This window comes from Mycoplasma sp. 4423 (assembly GCF_054353855.1).
Genome location: NZ_JBTHHJ010000016.1, coordinates 1 through 19,720, shown reverse-complemented (window position 1 = coordinate 19,720; position 19,720 = coordinate 1). Strand labels below are relative to the sequence as shown.

Annotated in this window: 16 protein-coding genes and 1 pseudogene; 6 read left to right on the top strand and 11 right to left on the bottom strand. The window is 26.8% G+C overall.

The window, feature by feature from the left end; translation table 4 throughout:
* Positions 1 to 92: 92 nt before the first annotated feature.
* The 5 genes from ACXYRN_RS03330 (at position 93) to gyrB (ending at position 5,741) form a co-directional block, all read left to right on the top strand.
* Entirely contained in the window at positions 93 to 1,064 is a 972-nt protein-coding gene (locus ACXYRN_RS03330; RefSeq protein WP_458598008.1) for a LacI family DNA-binding transcriptional regulator, read from the top strand.
* Positions 1,064 to 2,167, top strand: a complete 1,104-nt coding sequence (locus ACXYRN_RS03325; protein WP_458607664.1) for a potassium channel family protein — start codon at positions 1,064 to 1,066, stop codon at positions 2,165 to 2,167. Before ACXYRN_RS03330 ends, ACXYRN_RS03325 begins: the two co-directional genes overlap by 1 nt.
* Positions 2,160 to 2,987: a deoxyribonuclease IV gene (locus tag ACXYRN_RS03320; RefSeq protein WP_458598005.1), complete on the top strand. Its 828-nt coding sequence runs from the start codon at positions 2,160 to 2,162 to the stop codon at positions 2,985 to 2,987. The genes ACXYRN_RS03325 and ACXYRN_RS03320 overlap by 8 nt, the downstream gene beginning before the upstream one ends.
* 123 nt (positions 2,988 to 3,110) lie before the next feature.
* Complete coding sequence (locus ACXYRN_RS03315) at positions 3,111 to 3,710, top strand: thermonuclease family protein (protein WP_458607663.1); 600 nt, start codon at positions 3,111 to 3,113, stop codon at positions 3,708 to 3,710.
* Positions 3,711 to 3,788: 78 nt separating this feature from the next.
* Positions 3,789 to 5,741 (top strand): DNA topoisomerase (ATP-hydrolyzing) subunit B, encoded by a 1,953-nt coding sequence (gene gyrB, locus ACXYRN_RS03310; protein ID WP_458607662.1) that lies wholly within the window; start codon positions 3,789 to 3,791, stop codon positions 5,739 to 5,741.
* Between the two features lie 46 nt (positions 5,742 to 5,787).
* Here gyrB and gpmI read toward each other — a convergent pair whose 3' ends face one another.
* From gpmI to ACXYRN_RS03265, 9 genes are all read right to left on the bottom strand, one after another.
* Positions 5,788 to 7,293, bottom strand: a complete 1,506-nt coding sequence (gene gpmI / locus ACXYRN_RS03305; RefSeq protein ID WP_458607661.1) for a 2,3-bisphosphoglycerate-independent phosphoglycerate mutase — start codon at positions 7,291 to 7,293, stop codon at positions 5,788 to 5,790.
* Positions 7,294 to 7,332: 39 nt separating this feature from the next.
* Complete coding sequence (locus ACXYRN_RS03300; RefSeq protein WP_458607660.1) at positions 7,333 to 9,615, bottom strand: UU173 family protein; 2,283 nt, start codon at positions 9,613 to 9,615, stop codon at positions 7,333 to 7,335.
* A gap of 1 nt (position 9,616) precedes the next feature.
* The gene (locus ACXYRN_RS03295) at positions 9,617 to 11,014 is read right to left on the bottom strand and encodes a DUF2130 domain-containing protein (protein ID WP_458607659.1); all 1,398 of its coding nucleotides are present in this window, start codon (positions 11,012 to 11,014) and stop codon (positions 9,617 to 9,619) included.
* A gap of 106 nt (positions 11,015 to 11,120) precedes the next feature.
* On the bottom strand, positions 11,121 to 12,851 hold the full coding sequence (locus tag ACXYRN_RS03290; protein ID WP_458607658.1) for a site-specific DNA-methyltransferase: 1,731 nt from the start codon (positions 12,849 to 12,851) through the stop codon (positions 11,121 to 11,123).
* Positions 12,838 to 15,294, bottom strand: a complete 2,457-nt coding sequence (locus ACXYRN_RS03285) for a DEAD/DEAH box helicase family protein (protein ID WP_458607657.1) — start codon at positions 15,292 to 15,294, stop codon at positions 12,838 to 12,840. The genes ACXYRN_RS03290 and ACXYRN_RS03285 overlap by 14 nt, the downstream gene beginning before the upstream one ends.
* 1 nt (position 15,295) lies before the next feature.
* On the bottom strand, positions 15,296 to 16,615 hold the full coding sequence (locus tag ACXYRN_RS03280) for a site-specific DNA-methyltransferase (protein ID WP_458607670.1): 1,320 nt from the start codon (positions 16,613 to 16,615) through the stop codon (positions 15,296 to 15,298).
* A 23-nt stretch (positions 16,616 to 16,638) separates the two neighbouring features.
* Positions 16,639 to 17,037, bottom strand: a complete 399-nt coding sequence (locus ACXYRN_RS03275; RefSeq protein WP_458607656.1) for a hypothetical protein — start codon at positions 17,035 to 17,037, stop codon at positions 16,639 to 16,641.
* Between the two features lie 281 nt (positions 17,038 to 17,318).
* Entirely contained in the window at positions 17,319 to 17,495 is a 177-nt protein-coding gene (locus tag ACXYRN_RS03270; RefSeq protein WP_458607655.1) for a hypothetical protein, read from the bottom strand.
* A 161-nt stretch (positions 17,496 to 17,656) separates the two neighbouring features.
* Positions 17,657 to 18,406 (bottom strand): hypothetical protein, encoded by a 750-nt coding sequence (locus tag ACXYRN_RS03265; RefSeq protein WP_458607672.1) that lies wholly within the window; start codon positions 18,404 to 18,406, stop codon positions 17,657 to 17,659.
* On the opposite strand from ACXYRN_RS03265, the gene ACXYRN_RS03260 reads away from it, so the two are divergent.
* The gene (locus tag ACXYRN_RS03260) at positions 18,405 to 18,596 is read left to right on the top strand and encodes a hypothetical protein (protein WP_458607671.1); all 192 of its coding nucleotides are present in this window, start codon (positions 18,405 to 18,407) and stop codon (positions 18,594 to 18,596) included. The two genes, ACXYRN_RS03265 and ACXYRN_RS03260, sit on opposite strands and share 2 nt — an antisense overlap.
* Here the strand turns inward: ACXYRN_RS03260 and ACXYRN_RS03255 are convergent.
* A pseudogene (locus tag ACXYRN_RS03255) lies at positions 18,542 to 18,901 on the bottom strand (nicotinamide mononucleotide transporter); the annotation flags it as partial. The gene ACXYRN_RS03260 and the pseudogene ACXYRN_RS03255 sit on opposite strands and share 55 nt — an antisense overlap.
* 195 nt (positions 18,902 to 19,096) lie before the next feature.
* The gene (locus ACXYRN_RS03250; RefSeq protein WP_458597749.1) at positions 19,097 to 19,441 is read right to left on the bottom strand and encodes an HNH endonuclease domain-containing protein; all 345 of its coding nucleotides are present in this window, start codon (positions 19,439 to 19,441) and stop codon (positions 19,097 to 19,099) included.
* Positions 19,442 to 19,720: the final 279 nt, after the last annotated feature.

Here is a 19,720-nt window from a genome sequence, read left to right as displayed (position 1 = left end):
ATGAATTTGTATTTAAAAAATTACTTAGTAATCTACAAAAAAGAACTTGTGGAAAATTTCCACATTTAACCATTTATGGTATAATCTAAATTATGAATATCAAAAAACAATTATCATATAAAGACATAGCAGCACAATCTAAAGTTTCTATTTCAACTATTTCAAGGTTTTATAACAACGGATACGTGTCTAAAAAAACAAAAGAAAGAATTCAAGCCGTAGTAAAAGCAAATGAGTATTATCCCAATCAAGGAGCCCGTTTAATCAGAGGTCGTGATAATTCGGTATTTATTATTATGCCAATTTGAGCGCAAAATTTATATGCATCTATTGTAAGTGGAATTACCATTTCTTGTGCAAAAACAGGAAGAAGAGTAAATACAACTTATTCAGGCAGTTCAACATCTGAATATATTGATTCAATAAGATATGCATTATCTTGAAAACCCGGATCAATTGTTGTATTTATTCCACAATATGATAAAGAATTATTTGACTTTATTCGTAAAACAGATGATACAACATTTATAGTTTACGGACATCAAGTTCGGGGGATAAATTGAATCAAACCTGATGTGACCAAAGGCTTTTATGATTTAACTAACAAAGTAATGTTAAGTACACACCCTAAGGATCGAAAAGCAATTTTTGTTAAAGATGATCGCCTTAGTGATTCGCAAATTGCTGAAAGAATTCAAGGATACGAAAGAGCTTGTTCGGAAAATGGTTGAGAAATTCATGATTTTCATCTAAGTACCAAAAAAGAAATTGATGAAATTATTCGTTTGAATAATTACCTTAAAAAGAACAATATTAAAAATATTATATGTTCAACACACGAAGTTTATGTAACTTTAACTGTTACATTAGGGGTGCGTGAATACACATTTACAGATATAGGTTATCAATCAATTTATGATAATATGAAGAATTATTCAGCAAAAATATTCATTGATTATCCTAATATCGGTTTTAAAATTGATGATATGATTACAGTTTATAAAGAAACACATGAATTTATTTCTAAAATAATTCCTATTGAAATTTTAGAACCAAGAAGATAATGTCAAAATTTAAAAAACATTATGATAATTTTATAACAATCTTCACATCAATTGTTTGGTCAACGAAAAAATTAGATGATGTTTTAGGTAATCAACTTAAACGCATTCGTTTTGTTCGCTTAGGTTATGTAGGTTTAGTAATTTTTGCTTCTCTAATTTCAGTTTTTTCTTTGGTTTCACCAACCGAAGTGATTAAACCTTATTGAGGACCTGCTGTTGCTACATTACAGCTTATTACCTTTACATTTTTTATCTTTGATTTTGTTGCACACTTAGTTACATATCGGATTTATAATAATTTAAATAAAGATATTCAGTTGTGAAAAAGTACAGTAAAATTTATTTTTTCTGGGACAGGGATTGTTATTTTATTGTGTATTTTAACGTCTTTACATGTGATTGAGGATTTTAGTAATCATATTTCACCTGCTTTATCTAAAGCAATAAATTTCTTTAGAATCTTAAATATTTTTAGATTTATTCGTTTATTTATAGTGTTGGCATTTTTTGCACCGTTTAAGATTATCATCGATGTTTTTGCTAAACAAAAAAAGGTGCTCTCATATGTTTTGTTATTAGTAATTTTAGTGATAATTGTTTTTGCGATATTGATATGAAATAATGAAACAGTATATTTAGAAAATGAGCAAAAAAACTGATTAGAAAGTCAAAAAATTGATTTTAAGCAGTGACAAGAATTTTTAAATTATAAAAATTTAAATGAAATAGAGACAAAAAAATTCTTACAACAACATCCTAATTTACAGACAAACCTAGCAAATTTTGAAAATAATTATCAAAGTTATCAAGATTTATCTAGTGGTTATGTAAAGAATTTTGTGGATGCTTTGTATTTTTCAACTATCACATTAACTACAATAGGTTATGGTGACTTACTACCACATGCACCAATTACAAAAATTATAGTTTCAGTTAATGCATTGATTGCTTTAGCAATTATAGCTATTCCATCTGGGGTTATAGCAGGAGCATTTTTAACAGAAATGCAAGTACATATACAGAAAAAGAACAAAATGAAGGATTCTGAAGTGATTGATGAAACAAATCAAAATGCTTCGGAAAACGAGGTAAGCAATGATTAAATTAGGATCTCACATTTCTTTTAAAGCTCCACATTATTTACCTGGGGCAGTAAAAGAATCACAAGAAAACGGTGCGAATACAATGATGGTTTATCTCGGAGCACCACAAACTACCAAGAGAGTAGATGTAGAAAAATATAAATTACAAGAATATGAAGAAAATTGAGCTAATGTGATTCCAAAAGAAGATATTATAGTTCATGCACCATATGTTATTAATCCAGCAAGTCCATCAAAACATGCTTTTTCAAATGATTTTTTAATAGCAGAAATTAAAAGAATGAATTATTTAGGATTAAAATGATTAGTCTTGCACCCAGGATCATATACAGAATTTGAACCACAAGAAGCACTTGATCAACTTGTTGATTCACTTAAATATATACTTGAAAATACAAAAGATGTAGTAATTTGCATTGAAACAATGGCAGGAAAAGGAACAGAAATTGGTACAAATTTTGAGCAAATTCGTTTTATTTTAGATTGAGTTGATTCAGAACGAGTACAAGTTTGTTTAGATACGTGTCATATGTGGGATTCTGGATATGATTTGCAAGATTATGAAAATTTTAAAAATGAGCTAAAAAGATGAAATCTGCTTGAAAGAACCAAAGTAATACATTTAAATGATTCAAAGCACGAAATTTTCTCTCGTAAAGACCGCCACGCAAACATCGGAAAAGGAACAATAGGAACCGAGACACTCAAAAAATTTGTTCATGATCCTGATTTTGATAATATTCCTATTATACTAGAAACTCCATGAGCAGATGATGGACCAATTTACAAAGATGAAATAGCATTATTATTAAGTAAATAAAGAGATTTGCAGTGTAAACTGCATTTTTTTTACTTTCTGGTAACAACAAAAGATTATAAGTTCGCTTTTTGTTCTTTTTTTAGTTCGTGTTTAAAAATCATTAATAATTTAAATGGAGCGAATATGAAAAAAATTAAAAAATGAATATGAATTCTTTTAAGTGTGTTGGTTGTTCCTGCATCTGCAAGTGGTTTATTTTTATATCAACATAATAAACAAAATAACCATAAATATATTACTATAAAGGTTCAAAAGGTTATTGATGGTGATACAATCATAGCAACTGATTTATCTAATAAACAATATCATATACGGCTCTATGGAATTGATACACCTGAGACTCAAAAAGATTTTAAAAAAGAAAAGCTACAAAAATATGAAAATGATTATGCACAGAAAGCAAAGCAATATACATCAGAATTAATTGAAAATAAAAGAATATATATGCAGCAAATTCAAGTTGATAAATATAAAAGGGTAGTTGCTGTTTTATATTTATCAACAAAAGATGATTTTTATAATTCGATTAATGCTAAATTAGTAGAAAAAGGACTTGCTAGAGTTCATTATATTCAAGATAAAAATCCTAAAGCACCTTACTATACATATAATGAAGAAATGAAGCAAATGTATGTAAAATTACTTAAAAAACAAGAGATATCAAAAAGTAATTTAAAAGGCTTTTGAAAAGAAAATTTATATACTATTTTCTCGAAACCATAGGTTTTTCTATACAAAAACAAGGGATTTATAACAAAAATGGTATAATTTAAAAAATATTTATGCTTTAGGAGTAAAGATATGTCAGCAAAGAATACACAAGATTATAGTGCAGCAAATATTAAACACTTAGAAGGTTTAGAACATGTTCGTAAGCGGCCAGGGATGTATATTGGAAGTACATCGAAATCAGGACTCCATCATATGGTTTGAGAAATTGTAGATAACTCTGTTGATGAAGCAATGGCAGGATATGCAAAAAATATTCATATAACAATAACAAAAGAAGAAAATATAATAGTAGAAGATGATGGTCGTGGGATTCCTACTGATACTCATCCAAAATTTGGTATAAGTGCATTAGAAGTAGTTTTAACCAAACTTAATGCTGGTGGTAAATTTGAATCAAATGCATATAAAGTTAGTGGGGGTTTACATGGTGTTGGGGCTTCAGTTGTTAATGCTTTAAGTGATTCGATGAAAGCATGAGTTAAACGTAATGGGAAAGTTTATTTTGCTGAATTTCATAATGGTGGGAAAACTTTAACACCCACAAGTGTAATTGCTGATTGCGATCCAAACGAGACAGGGACCAAAATTCAATTTCATCCTGATTTTAGAATAATGGAGAAGTTGAGTTTTGATAAAGATATAATAATAGATCATACTAAACAAATAGCTCACCTTAATAAGGGTTTACTTGTTACAGTTAAAGATGAAAGAGACGATTCTTGTCAAGAATTTCGATATGAAAATGGGATAATTGATTATGTTAAAGAAGTAGATGAAGGTTATAAACCTGTGAATAATGATGTTATTTATGCTTCAGGAGAATATAAATATATTGATGAACATACTCAAAACGAAGTTATTATAGGCGTAGAAGTAGCTGTGCAATACCTTTTTGACTTATATCGTTCTAATATAATTTCATATACAAATAATATTCTAACAATTGAAGGTGGGACACATATATCTGGTTTTTATGATTCAATAATGCGTTTAGTCAATTCATATGCTCAAGAAAAAGGTATTTTTAAAAATGAATCAGAGCGTTTTACCCGTGATGACTTAATTGAAGGAATGACAGCGATTATTTCAATAAAACACCCTGATCCACAGTTCGAAGGACAAACAAAGGCGAAATTAGGTTCTAAAGATGCTCGTAGAGCAGTAAATGAGATTTATTCAGAAGCTTTTGAACGCTTTTTAAATGAACATCCCGATTTAGCTAAAAAGATAGTAGAAATTGCTATAGCTGCACGTAGAGGACGTCTTGCATCGAATGCAGCAAGAGATAATGCTCGTAGAAAGAATGTTTTTGAAAGCGGAGGTTTACCAGGTAAGTTATCAGATTGTTCATCAAAAAATGCAGAAATTTCAGAGTTATTTATAGTCGAAGGAAATTCAGCTGGTGGGTCAGCTAAGATGGGTCGTGATCGTCATATCCAAGCTATATTACCACTTCGCGGAAAAATCCTGAATGTAGAAAAAACCAGACAAGAAAGAGTGTTTGGAAATGAAGAAATAATGTCGCTTATTACAGCATTAGGAACAGGATTGGGTGAAACCTTTAACATTAATAAATTAAGATACCATAAAATAGTTATAATGACAGATGCCGATGTCGATGGTGCACACATTAGAACTTTATTATTAACATTCTTCTATCGTTATTTTAAACCTTTAATAGAATATGGATTTATCTACATCGCGCAACCTCCTTTATATAAGATTTCACAAGGAAGAACGGTAGAATATGCTTTTAATGACCAACAAAAAGAAGAAATTATTGCTAAATTTAATCAGAGTCAAAAAATAACAATTCAACGCTACAAAGGACTTGGGGAAATGGACCCTATTCAACTTTGAGACACAACAATGAACCCGAAAAACCGCAAAATGTTACAAGTTCAAATCGAAGATGCAGTAAGAGCAGACCGTATTTTTGAAATTCTTATGGGTGAAAATGTTTTACCACGTAAACAATTTATAGAAAATAATGCAAAATATGTTAAAAATATTGATTTATAAAAGTACCTATTAATTAGGTACTTTTATAAATTACATTAGCATATGGTTATTTAATCAATAACGATTCTTCATCCATTTGTTTTGGTTTTGGGATATTTAGATAATCTAATAAAGTTGGTGAAATATTAGCTAGACATCCATCTTTTAATTTTACTGATTTATCGGTGCAAATAAGCATAACAGGACTACTTGTATGTTTGGTTGCTGGTTTTCCGCTTTCATCTTCAGTTATTTCTGCATTTCCGTGATCAGCTGTTATAAATACAGTGATATTGTTGCTTTGTGCTCAATCAATAATTCTTTTAATTTGTGTATCTAAAAAACTTACTGCTTCAATAGTAGATTTAAGATTTCCGGTATGTCCTACCATATCAGGGTTAGCAAAGTTCATAATAGTAACATCAAAATCTAAAGCATTTTTTAATAACTCATCGGTAATACCTTCAGCAGACATATGTGGTGCATCAGCATATGATTCTACTTTTAATGAATCAACCATAATTCTTTTTGAGTTTTTAAACACAATGTCTTTTCCGCCATCCATAAAGTAAGTCACATGTGCATATTTTTGTGTTTCGGCAACACGTAATTGACTTACATCTGCTTCTTCCAAAACCCTACCAATAGGCATATTAATTTCCATTTCATCAAATGCAATATTTGTTTGAATTCCTTCATATTTCATCATTGAAACAAATTGGTTAATTTTAACAGGTTGTGACGGTTTATTTTCGTATAAAGGTGAACCAATTAATAAATGAGTCAGTTGTCTAGCTCGGTCAGGGCGGAAGTTAAAGAAAATAATTGAATCACCATCTTTTATAAATGAATCTGCTGACAAGTTTGCTTTTTGTGCAGGTATAAAAAACTCATCTGAAATATCATTAGCATATTGCGAATCAACATAATCAAGAGCATTTTGATATTTATTTTGCGAATTACCTAATAAAGTTGCGTATGCTTTTTCAACACGATCAAACATTTTATCGCGGTCCATTGCATAAAAGCGACCAGAAACGGTTGCGATGTTGTAATTATATTTATCACAGATATCTTGTAGTTTTTGCATTGATGCTTTGATTGAACGAGGGGCAACATCACGACCATCACCAAAAGCATGTACAGAAACTTTTTTAAGTCCATATTCGTATGCTGCATCTAGAAGTTCAAATAAATGTGTTTCTAATGAGTGAACACCACCTGGAGATAAAAGTCCCATTAGATGAAGTGTTGAATTATTCTTTTTAACATCCTCGAATGCTTTTACAAATGCTGGAGCAGATTTAAAAGTTCCATCTTTTAAAGCTTTGTTAATTAATGATAATCCTGTATACACAATTGTTCCTGCACCAATATTTAGATGTCCCACTTCTGAATTACCCATTTGTCCTTTTGGTAATCCTACAAACTCACCAGAAGCCTGAATTAATGAATTAGGGTATTCAGCAAATAATTTATCAAAGGTTGGTGTATTTGCTAAAGCAAAACCGTTTCCTTGGATTTCCCTACGTAATCCTAATCCATCTATAACTATTAAAATAACTTTTTTCATATTAAACCTCGATATATTTAATAGATATTGTACCACAAATTATCTTTTTGTTGCAACAGATAATTTTCCATCTATAACTGTATATTCCATATTTTCAACCATTTTAAGTTGATATTCAAATTCGGATAAATTATCGTATGCTTTAGAAAATAAAAACATTATAAAATCATACACCATCATCATTGCACGAACATCATTTTCACAATATTTTTTTAAGTTAGGAACGATATTGTTTTGTCATACAGCATCATTGGTTGCACCTAAATATCTTAATATAGCAGCTTCCATTGCCATTGTTCCTTTTTGAATTACAAGTTCTGAATAAGGTGTGATTTTGTTTTTCAGATCAAAATTCATATGAGTGATGTATTTTTCTATTTTCTTAATAGAAAAATAGTATTTTAGGAAGTTGATATGAATTAGTTTTTTAGTAGTTATTATGTTTTCTTTAATAAAATCTTTATCAACTTTTGTTGTTTTTATGTTATTACCATCTTCGTAAAAAGCAGTAATTTTTTCATAATTGTTTTTCTCTTGCTTTGAATTTTTAAAACAATCAGCTAAATCAATTGTGTGATTATTAATTCAATCCACCATACCAGCAAAATAATGAATGCTTTTATATTTTTGATCAATATATTGTTCAAATTCTTTGTTGTTTAGATAATTTTCAGTAACTAAATCCTTAATCTCTTTATTACGTGCATTTTCATAATTTTTATTATATACAACAAATCAATCTGCTTTATTTGAATAAATGACATCGATTAAATCAACTAAATTATATATAGTTAAATCTTTTGTATCTATTACAATATTTTCAACTTTTTCTTCGATGCCGTTTTTAGTTATAATAACAGAAACTTGATTTACTAATTGATTATATGGAGCAATATTATTTAAAGGAGGATATAAGTCAGAAAAACCCTCATAATCATATCAACAGATCCGAGCATCTTTTTGATGTAAGGGGAGAATTTTTGTCAAAGCATCTAAGTTAAAAAAATTAATGTTTTTATTATATAGTTCTATTTTTCTTGTAAATTCAACTAAATTTTCTTTTTCTTTTTTGCTAAAGAAAGAAAAAGAAATTTCATCAAAATTTGGACCTATAAACAGTTTATATAAAGCAATTTTTTGTTCTTTATTAATAAAGTTTCATTCATCAATTCATATTTTTTGTGAATTTGTTTGATAGTTTAAAGTGTCATTCAATCAACTTTTTACGGATTCGATTTTTTTATCCTTTTCAGTCGATAAGAACTTATATATTGCATCAAAGTTGCTTTTGTTGTTAAATTCATTAAAAGCTTTTTCAATAATTTTTTTATATATCTTAAAAGACCGAAATTCAATGGTAATTTCTTTTGAAAGATTGTCAATAATAAAAAGTTTTTCATCATTTGAATGAAGTATATCAGCAGTTTTTTGAGAAAATGAAATACCATTTCTTTTGATAACATTAATAAATTCTAAATGGCTGTTTTCATTATGGTCAAAACCTAATTTCAAATTAATATCCCCTGTTCTTACTAATGCTTCAAACATATGTTTTTGATATGTGGTCGGATTATCCTTAGAAATTTTACGGATAGATTTTGCAACATCAGCAGCAAAAGATTCATAAAAGTTTATTTTACCTTTTTGTACCTTACGATGTATCCTATCTCATGGATTTATTATTAAAACTGACATATCGTTAATATTAATGTTGTTTGTCTTAAAAATTTGATAAATATAGAAATGTTTGTAATACATTTCATATTTACATCTTGCTGTATAACTTAATAAAACTAATTTGTTCAAGGATTTATGATAAATAAAGAAAGGTGCAATATAATCAAAATCACCTGATACATCATATAAAGTTCCGTTAAAGATTAAATCTATTTCATTATCCTTGATAGCATTTAATGTATCGATATGCTTGGCTTGATAGTCATTTTTCGAAGAAATAAATTTAACTTGTGAATTTTGAATATTATATTTATTTAAATATCAATTTAATGCATCTTTTAAATAATTATCATAACTATCTTTATTTACTTTTATATATGTTTCTGTATCACTAACAGAATCTAAATTTAATTCATGAAATGCATCAATATCGTGATTTTCGAAAAATTCATAATCAAAATTAACAAATTGCTCATCATCTTCTTCGTTAGTTATTTCGATGTTATCTCAAGTTCTGTTTCATCTCTTTTGATATTCTTGTTTTATATCATTGATAATGGAATCGTTATTTCAAATTAATGCTGGATTATTACCGAAAACGCGTTTAAAAATATTTCATGTAACTTTATTTTGTTGTTTTTGCATTTTATTCAGAATCCTTTTTCTCGATTAGTTTTTGCTCCACTTTTTCAAGTTTAGAAATTTCCTTAATAAATTCTGATTTTCCAAAATCACTTATCTTACGCTGCATTTTTGAAAAATGTTTATGCGCTATATTATTTGCACTATCTTCTATACTAGATAAAAGTTTTCGCATCTTATCTGCATTTTCAATAATACCTTCAATTTCTTTGTTTGATTTTTCTATATGATTTAATATGTTTTTTTCTACAAAGTCATTGAATTTCTCAAGAATTATTTTTTTACTATTAAACTCTATTTTGTCTGCATTTAGTGAATATTTTATTTGCAAGATGTTTTTTAATAATAAAACAAGATTTATTAAAGCAACATCTCGAACAATAAATATCTCATTATAACCTGAAATTTTTTCAATATAAATAACACTATTAGGTTCTAATTCAGTTACCAAAATTGCAAAATCAGCCTTAAAATTCTTTCGGTCTTGTTCGAGTTTTTCAATAAAGTCTTTGTTTCTTTTTGATCCTTGTTCAGTGATTCTGTTTTTTGCTTCAATTATAATAGTCCCATATGAATTTTTATCATCATCTAAGATATTTAAATCTTTAAAATCTATTTTAAAATCGGGCTTTCTATTGTTTATATGTTTGGTAGTTTTTTCAAAACTAACATCTTCTGAGAATGCAAAACCTTCTGCAAGTTTATTAAAAATATGATTCTCAAATTCCTCGCCATATTCCTTAGTTGATTTATTATATCTATATTTTTGTAAGGTTTCTAACTCGGTTTGAAGTTTAGTTGATAACTGTTTTTTTTCTTCAAATTCAGCAAGTAGTTTTTCGTTTTTTTCTAGAAGAGATTGTTTTTCTATATTTAAAATTTTAAGTTCATTTTCTAATTCCATCAATTGTTTTTGGTGTTCTTGTTGAAATTTAAGTTTTATGTTTTCAATTTCTTTATTTAAAATAGAATTTTCATAATCTTTTTTTTCTGCTTCAAATTTATCTTTTAACTTATTTCTCTCATGCTCAAGTTGCTTATAATAATTATCCTTAAGCTCGTTTTCAAGTTTTTGTGTTTTTTCAACATTTTCTATTATGAGTTTATTAATTTCATAATCTTTTTCACTTTTTAGTTCATTGTATTCTTTTGAATTTTTTATTTCTCTTGTGAAAGTTTTTTCTAAATTTTCTTGTATTTCCTTAGTAAGTCGATTTTTTTCATTTTGTATGATTTGTTCTCTTATTTTCCCAGTTTCATCTGTAATTTTTTTTAGATCTTGATTGAGAATATCATTTAAATTAAAATAATCTCCATCTGAAACATTAATATCATCGATGAAGAATTCAAGGTTTTGAATATCTTTAATTTTAATATTAATTTTTTTTGATTTAACTTGCATGTCACCTCCTTAATATATAATTATTTTAATAATTATATATATAGTTTAACAAAAGCAAATAAAATACAAGAAATTTTCTTGTATTTTAATTATTAGTACACCGATTCTAGTCATTCTTTTTATAAGGTTTTAAGGTTAATAATTCAGTTAGTAGTTCATCATAATCAAATTTAGAATTATCTATACCAAAGTTCCTAATAAGACTTAGTCATTTTTCTTTTAAATCTTTAACATTGTTTGATGATTCTAATCCTATATTGATATAATCTTCTTTTTCGTTAAGTCAGTAGACATTTAAATTAGAATTATAAGGTTTATTTTTTTGATATCACTTACAATTAATTTCATTACCATTTAGATCTGTATTTGTATTAATTCTTCTTAATCTTTTATAATTTACATCTATACCTATATTATTTTCATTATTTGTAACAAGAGTAAATGTTCTCTTTCCACCATCTTCACGATTTAGTTCTAAAACAGCATGACCGGTTGTTCCAGAACCGGCATAGAAGTCTAAAACACGGGAGTTTTTGTTACGGGTTATTTTAATAAGAAATTTAATTAGTTCAGATGGCTTTGGAGTTTCAAAGGTATTTTTGTTAAGTATATTTTCTAATTCATTTGATGCTGATTTATTTGTTATTTTTGAAGAAAATATTAAGTTCTTAACTTTATACTTAAATTCCCTGACTTTTGTGTAGACCTTAAATGTCCCATTTTTGTTTATAACAAAAAGATCATCTTTTTCATTTTCTATTTTTTGCTTTGATCACCTTCATACGCCTTGAACACCTGATTTATTTTTTGGTGGAAATATTTCTTGGTAGTTATCTTTCTTTTGTATCGATATATCTTTACCATTTGTGTATATAGGAAAATATAACTTAGGTCTTGTTTTATAATTAAATGCATTGATATTAGTATTGTGTAATTCGTTTTGAATTATAAAAGGACCTTTTGTGTCATTTAGTATTTCTGTGTCTTTCTCTTCATAGATATATGGCATTAACGAAGTAAGATAATATCAATCTTCTTTAAATTCATAATCAATCGCTTCGTTATCTTTTGTATATACTAAGATAAATTCATTAGTTTTTGATACTAGCGAACCAGATATTTGTCTACCTTTTTTATTAGACACTCAAGAAAAAGAGGTGACAAAGTTTTCTCTACCAAAAATTTCATCCATTAAAACTTTTAAGTATGCTTCTTGTTTATCATCAATTGAAACAAAAATAACCCCATTATCCTTTAACAGCGCTCTTGCTAGTTGTAACCTTTCATTCATCATATTTAGTCAACCATTTTGTGTGAATTTATCACGGTAACTAAATGATTTTGCTGCAATGTTTTCTTTATCATTTGCTAATTTATTTCCATCTTTTAAGGAACTTTCGGTATTATAAGGGGGATCGATATAAATAACATCGTAATTAAAATCTAATCCGTTTCTTTGTCTATGTCTTTCAATTAATATGAGATTCTTTAATGCATCATAGTTTTCACCTATGATTAAGGTATTTTGATCTTTTGGTTGTTTATTATCAAAATTAAATGATAATTGATCATCTTTTCTTAAAATAGCAATAGTTTTACTATCTGACTCAGGTGCTGCATCGAAGGTAAAACCCATTTTTACTCTTTGAATAATAAATTGTGAGATATATTGCACTCTATTTGGATTAGTAATATTATCAATAATTTCTTTAGCAATTTCTTTTTGGTCTTGGTTAAATTCAGTTGAAGAAAGCTCATCAATTCTGCTTTTTTCTTGTTTCTTTAGTTCATCTAAATTCTTTTGTAATTTAGATTTCTTTACACTAGTTTTGTTCATTATTCTCCTGTGAAACAAGATTATTTTCTGATATTGATTTAATTATCTGTTTGAGTTTAACACTTTGATTTTGAAGAATTATTCTTACACTTTCTAATGTTGAATCCCCAGAGAATGAAATATTTTTATCTTTACCAATTTTTGCTATTAAAAGAGTTAAGTTTATATTTGTGCTTGTTTTATAGTTTTCTATATATTTTTTATATGATTTAAGAATATCTTCGGTCTTTTGAGAATCGATATCATTTTCTGATTTAACTTCTATATATACAAAATGATTTTTATACTTCAATATAAAATCTGGATAACTTGAACCTTTTTTAAGTTCTGAATCATAGTATTCGATGTTAATCCCTTCGAATACTGGGTTTTTAGTTCATATTTTTAAGTTATCATCCATATCATTGTTATAATTGATTAAATTTTTAATTTCATTTGCAAAAACAGTTTCCGGATAAGAATCAAGGTATATATTTATTTCTTTATCATAATTTGTGTATGCATATTTCATATTTTCGGATACTTTAACACAATTAGTACATTCGCTTTTTTGCTTATCAACAAATACAGCAATTTCCGTAGGTAGTATTTTATCTTCAAGAAAAAAGAATTCAATTTTTCCTTCATCTACAGTTTTCTTATTTAGTTCTTTATAAATTTCTATGAGTATATTTAAATACTTTTTGATAAAAATATATCAGTATATAGTTTTGTCAAAAAATTGGACTGCTTTTTTATATTTATTAGATGTTTCGTTTTGATTTTCATTTTTGCTGTTTTTATAAAAATCATCTACTTTTTGATAAAAAGCATCAATTTCCTTAATAATAGCATCTGTTAAATAATTACTATTTTTATCAATTTGCAATAGATTATATTGTTCCATATCAATTTTATTTTCTATAATTTCACTGTTGATTACTTTATTTCCATATTTTTCTGTTTGTGCAACAATATATCCTTTGTTTTTGTATTCGTTGATAATTTCTTCTTTTATAGTTATAAATGTATCTATAGTAATATTATTAAATTCATCAATTTTTTCTTTGATTTTTGCTTCATATTCTGATTGATTTTTTTGTTTAACAATATCAAAGTTTCTCAATTGACCTATAACAAATTTCTCGCTATTATACTCATCTTTAAGATATAACTTTATTGCTTCTCTTTTTTCATAGTCAACATTACTATAAATATAGTATTTAAGTGCTTCCGAATCTAGATTTTGCTTCTTTTTAGGTACAGGATTTCGTTTAATTCTTCCAATAGTTTGAATTGGTAAGGTGCTAGACGAAATATTACGCAGTTGTACCAACATACAAGCTCTTGGGATATTTCAACCAGTTGAACCACCGATTTTAAAGATAATTACATCAGTATTATCTGAATTTTTAGAAATATCTTTAAGTGAATATCCATCTTTAGTCCGAAGTTGTTTTTCATTAATATCATCATCAAAATATTGAACATATTTTAAATTATATTTATTTAAAATTTCTTTAATTTTATTTAAATTTTTACTAAATTCTTCTTTTTTATTTAGGTCTGTATTACTGCTGTTATCAACCTGTATAAGCATCGCAGCATTAATACCAACTAAATCTGGCTCTTTTTTTGCATCATTATATCTTGCTTTAATTTGTTTAAATTCTTTACATGCAATATCTAAAATTGTTTCTAGATCGATATCATCTTTGATGTCATTTAGTCCTTTATTAAAAATCCTATGTATTTTTAATAACTTAATATCTGCTTCCATTAATTGTTTTTCAGTTAGTTCAATCAGATTTTTATAATCTTTTGGAGTAGCAGTCATCTTAACAGTAAAATGAGCATTTGATTGCATTAAATTTTCAAACTTATCTAAGTTTGCTTGTTCAGTTTTTCCGTTTCCTTTAGATTTATCAACATCAGAACCAATATGTGCTTCATCGCGGATGTAGATTAATTTATATTTTTCTTTTTTGATTTGACTAATTAAACTTTCGATAGCATTTTGTTCTTTTAAAATAGTATTTTTGCTATATGAAGAAGAACCAATTATAAAAACTTTATTATTAGCAGCAAAAAACCGATAGTTGGTTTCTTTAGAATAATTTTTCTTATTTGAAGGAGATTCAATACGTTCGACTAAAATATCCGAACCTTTTAAATACCTTTTATATTCATTAAAATTATTTTCTAGTTGTTCTGGTAGTTTGGCAACTGATAAAGTTGTAACAATGAAGATTATTTTGTCTTTTTTAAGAGTTTTGTTATGTCATTTAATCATTTGGTGAATGAAATTTAACATCATAAAGGTTTTACCAGAACCAGTAGGTGCTTTAAAATATACTGTTTTACCTTGAGGATTTTCATCATTTATATTTATGGATTTAAGATGACCTTGCGCTTCTCTACAAAGTTGTTTTACTACTTTTTCTTGTGGTTTTATGAGTTTCATACTAATTTTTACCATCCTTAATTAAAGGTTTTAAGGTTAAAAGTTCAGTAAGTAAATCATCTTTATCAAAATTAGTTTCTTGTACACCGAAATTTTTAATTAAATTAACCCATTTATTTTCAATTTCTTCAATTGTTTCATTAGATTCTAAACCTATATTAATATAGTCTTGTGAATCAAGTCAGTATACATTTAAATTAGAGTTATAAGGATTGTTCTTTTTGTATCAAGCAAGATTATATTTATTATTATCTAAACCTTCATCTGTATTGATTCTTCTTAGTCTTTGATAGTTTATATTAATACCAATATTGTTTTCGTTGTTTGTAACAAGAGTAAATGTTCTGTTTCCACCATCTTTACGATTTAGTTCTAATACAGCATGACCAGTTGTTCCGGAACCAGCGTAGAAGTCTAAAACACGTGAGTTTTTGTTAGGATGTTGATTTATTAAATATGTGATAAGTTGTATAGGTTTAGGAAAAGAAAATGATTTGTTTTCTAAAATAGAAATTAATAATCTTTTTCCTGCAGAAGTTGTTATAGAACCGTCAATAATAAGATTGGTAAAATTTCTTCCCTCTTTCGGGATTATTTTCAATCCTTCTCTGTCAATTTGTACTTTTTCGTATGATTTTCTGTATGCTCTCCAATAATTTTGTCCACTTTTATCTTTAATTTGTTTTATTACAATAAAACCGTTTTCTTTTCCGTAATTAAATAAATTCAATCCTCATGTATATGCATACGATCTTGGTTCTTTGATATTGCGGTGATTTTTAAATAACGACTGATCAGGAGCCATAATTTCATAATCCAATGATTCGCTATATTTAAATGATGTTTCAGAGCAAGAGCGGTCTAAATCGGTTAAATAATAACCTCCTCTTGTATCAAAAAATTCATCTTTTAATTTATATTTTTTTGTATCTATTTCTTTTAAATTTCAAACAACTTTATCATTATTTTTTGCATAACAAACAACATATTCATTCTCAATTTCAAGTTTGTTCTTGTCACTTCCACCCCCTGTGTTTTTGTTTCTTCAGATAAAATTTGCTACAAAATTATTTTCACCAAAAATTTCATCCATTAAAATTTTCAAATATGCTTGTTGGTTATCATCGATTGAAACAAAAATAACTCCATCATCTTTGAGAAGTTCTCTTGCCATACGAAGTCGTTCATTCATCATATTTAATCAACCGTTTCTAGTATATTTATCACGGTAAATTAAAGTTTTGTTTTTCTTATTTTCTGTATCATCTGCAACATTATTTCCATCCGATGCAGATCTTTCAGTGTTGTAAGGAGGATCGATATAAATTACATCATATTTATAATCTAGCCCCGCTCTCTCTCTCTCTCTCTCTCTATGAGTATTAGATTCTTTAATGCATCATAGTTTTCACCTATGATTAATGTGTTTTGGTCTTTTGGCAGTTTATCATCAAAATTAAAAGATAATTTATCATCTTTTCTTAAGATAGCAATAGTTTTGCTATTGCTTTCGGGTGCTGCATCAAAGGTAAAACCTGTTTTTACCCTCTGTGCAATAAATTGAAAAATATATTGTATGTTATTTGGATTTGTGCAATTATCAATGATTTCTTTAGCAAGATCTTTTTGATCTTTATTAAATTCTGTCGGTGAAAGATCATCGATAATTTGTTTATATTGATTTTTTAGTATTTCTAAAGATTTAGTTTCTTTAGCAGTTAACTTAGTTTTGTTTTTTGTCATGATTCTCCTTACATATATTATGTAAATATTTTACTATGATTTCAAAGACTTTACTATATTTAAACTAAAAAGAAATTTATACAGAGAAAAGGAAAGAAAAATATAAAAATAAATACCGTTGAATAAATCAAAGGTATTAAATATGGAAAATTAATCTCTAATAACTATATAGTTATCTGCTCACTTTTCAGGAAATGTTCCTCTTTTCATTATAATAGTAAAAAAGTCTATGATAAATGTAAAAATAAGCATTCTTCATATAGCTCTAAAAAGTCATAATTTTAACATTCTCCACTTCCATGACTATATGTAATATTAACAGAATTCATCACTAAATTTTGTTTACCTTGTATAAAATTAATTAGAAAAACTATTCCCATAATTCCAAAGGTTACCGTAACTAGTAAACCGTTTATAAAACGACTTTCTCATCTTCTTCAATATCCTGCAATTCTCATAATACCTCCTTTCCTTATAATAAACAAATTCTTTGCAAAAGAATCAAATCTATATTACGAAAAAAACAAAGAAATTCATAAGAAAATATAAAATATTTATGAATAAAATATGAAAAGCAAACCTTTGAAAATCAAAGGTTTTACTTATGAAATAAATTTTATTATAATTTAAAATTTTCTTTTAATTTTGCTTCGATTATTTGTTTGATTCTTAATGAAGCTATATCTTTTTCAATATTTATAAATGTATGATGTTCTTTAGAGTAAATTTTTAAATTCTTTGAAAGTAATTTACCTAGTTGCCTATTATTTAAATACTCAATATTTACAACTTTAAAAAACTCTTTGTTCTTCAATTCAATCGTTCTGCGATATCGTTCTGTTTGTAATTGGTGGTTTTTGCTTGCATATAAGCGATTTTTTCATATAAAGTCTATATCTTTTAAAACTACAAAGACTAAATCAATTTTTGGTTCCAAAGAAAGCAAAAACTTATATCAAGGATGATAGAAGTAGTTTCAAGCAAATTTTTGTCATTTAGTAAAATAATTTATCTTAATTAAACATTTCGGGAACAAGAAATCATCTATCATATGTCTATCTATTAAGAATTTATTGAAATTTTGCATCTGTTTGATTTGTATATATCGATCTTTAAAGAATATTTTTTGAGTTCTATATCCATTTTTCTTCATATCATTCATATAATCTATGAAAATCTTTTCATCTTTTAGTCTTTCATCAATAATTTGGATGTTATTTTGATTTAAAAATTTTCTGAGATTATTGATAATACTGGATTTTCCACTTGCACCCATACCGACAAAAGCAATTGATAATCTTGATTCTTTTGATGTGATTAAGTATAAATATATAGATATGGATAAATATATAAAGTTAATAAATATCATGGTTCAACTTAAAAAACCAATACCAGAGAAGAAAACAAAGCAGAAGATGTTTTTAAAACATCAAATTATTCAATTTGATCGAAATCCAAACGCCATCATAATCAATGCGATAATAGATATTGCATTAAATATAGCAAGGATTGCAGATGCTGATGTTTTATACTTAAAATTAGAACTAAATTCGATGTAGTTTATCCTAAGCAATTTACTAATAAAATCATTGGTGTATGGGTTTAAAAAGTAAAATGATGTTGAAATTACTACAAAGATTATAAAGAATAATATCGCTGCATACGATGATAGTCTTAGTTCCCTAATCCTTTTATTGTTCTTATGAATCAGTATTTGTTTTATATAGATATAAAACAAAATAAAGATATAAAGAATTTGGATAAATCCATCTATAACTAATCCGTTTGTAAAAGAAAAGAAAAGATATAAAATAGCATTAGTAATAGCTAAAATATAAGCAATTTTCTTTCTTTTAGCAAACAAAATAATAGAGAAAACACCTAACAATCCAGAAAAAGCAACAAAAATATTAACTACCTTTTTTCAAGTATCAATATCCCTTTCTCAAATTCAAATTAGTGAATCTAAATCATATAAAGAAAGAAAAATTAATAATGCAGAAATGATAGTTAATAATAAGATTTCGTATTTTAATCTTCTTGTTATTATAAACCTCTATTAAAATTTGTGACTTTTTGTAAGAAGTTTCGGTTGATGTGGATTTGAAATATCATAAATTCCACTACTGCTGTAACCATCAATCTTTTTAACTTGAAAATTAGTTCCGTTTAAATTTCATGAAGTACGATCTGCTCTTAATGAGTTGTTATTCACATTAGCAACTGTAAGATTTGTATATGCATCGGTTCCACCTAATGATTCTGGTGTAATATGTTCGATATTTCATCCAAAGACTGATTTTTTACCATATTCATCAAAATGAACAATAGTTCCTGCATAATCTTTTCCTGTATTACTATCACCAAATTGTAATCTTCATAATTTTTCTGCTTTTGTTGTCATAATATCTCCTTTGTTAAATGTTTAAATATTAAAATGTATAAAGCTTATATAAATTAAATTATTTATTTTTTAGGGTTGTTGTTTCCACGGGGACCACCAGATGGGTTTCCGGTTTTTGATGGTCATCCAGCACGATTTGGATCGTTATCTGGTCTGTTATTTCCTTTGTTTCCAGGCATAAAACCTCCTATTTATAATTAAAAATTTTTTTTGCATAATAAGCTTTAAACAAGGACATAAAAATTAACAGAAAATTAACATTGTATCATCTCTGCATAT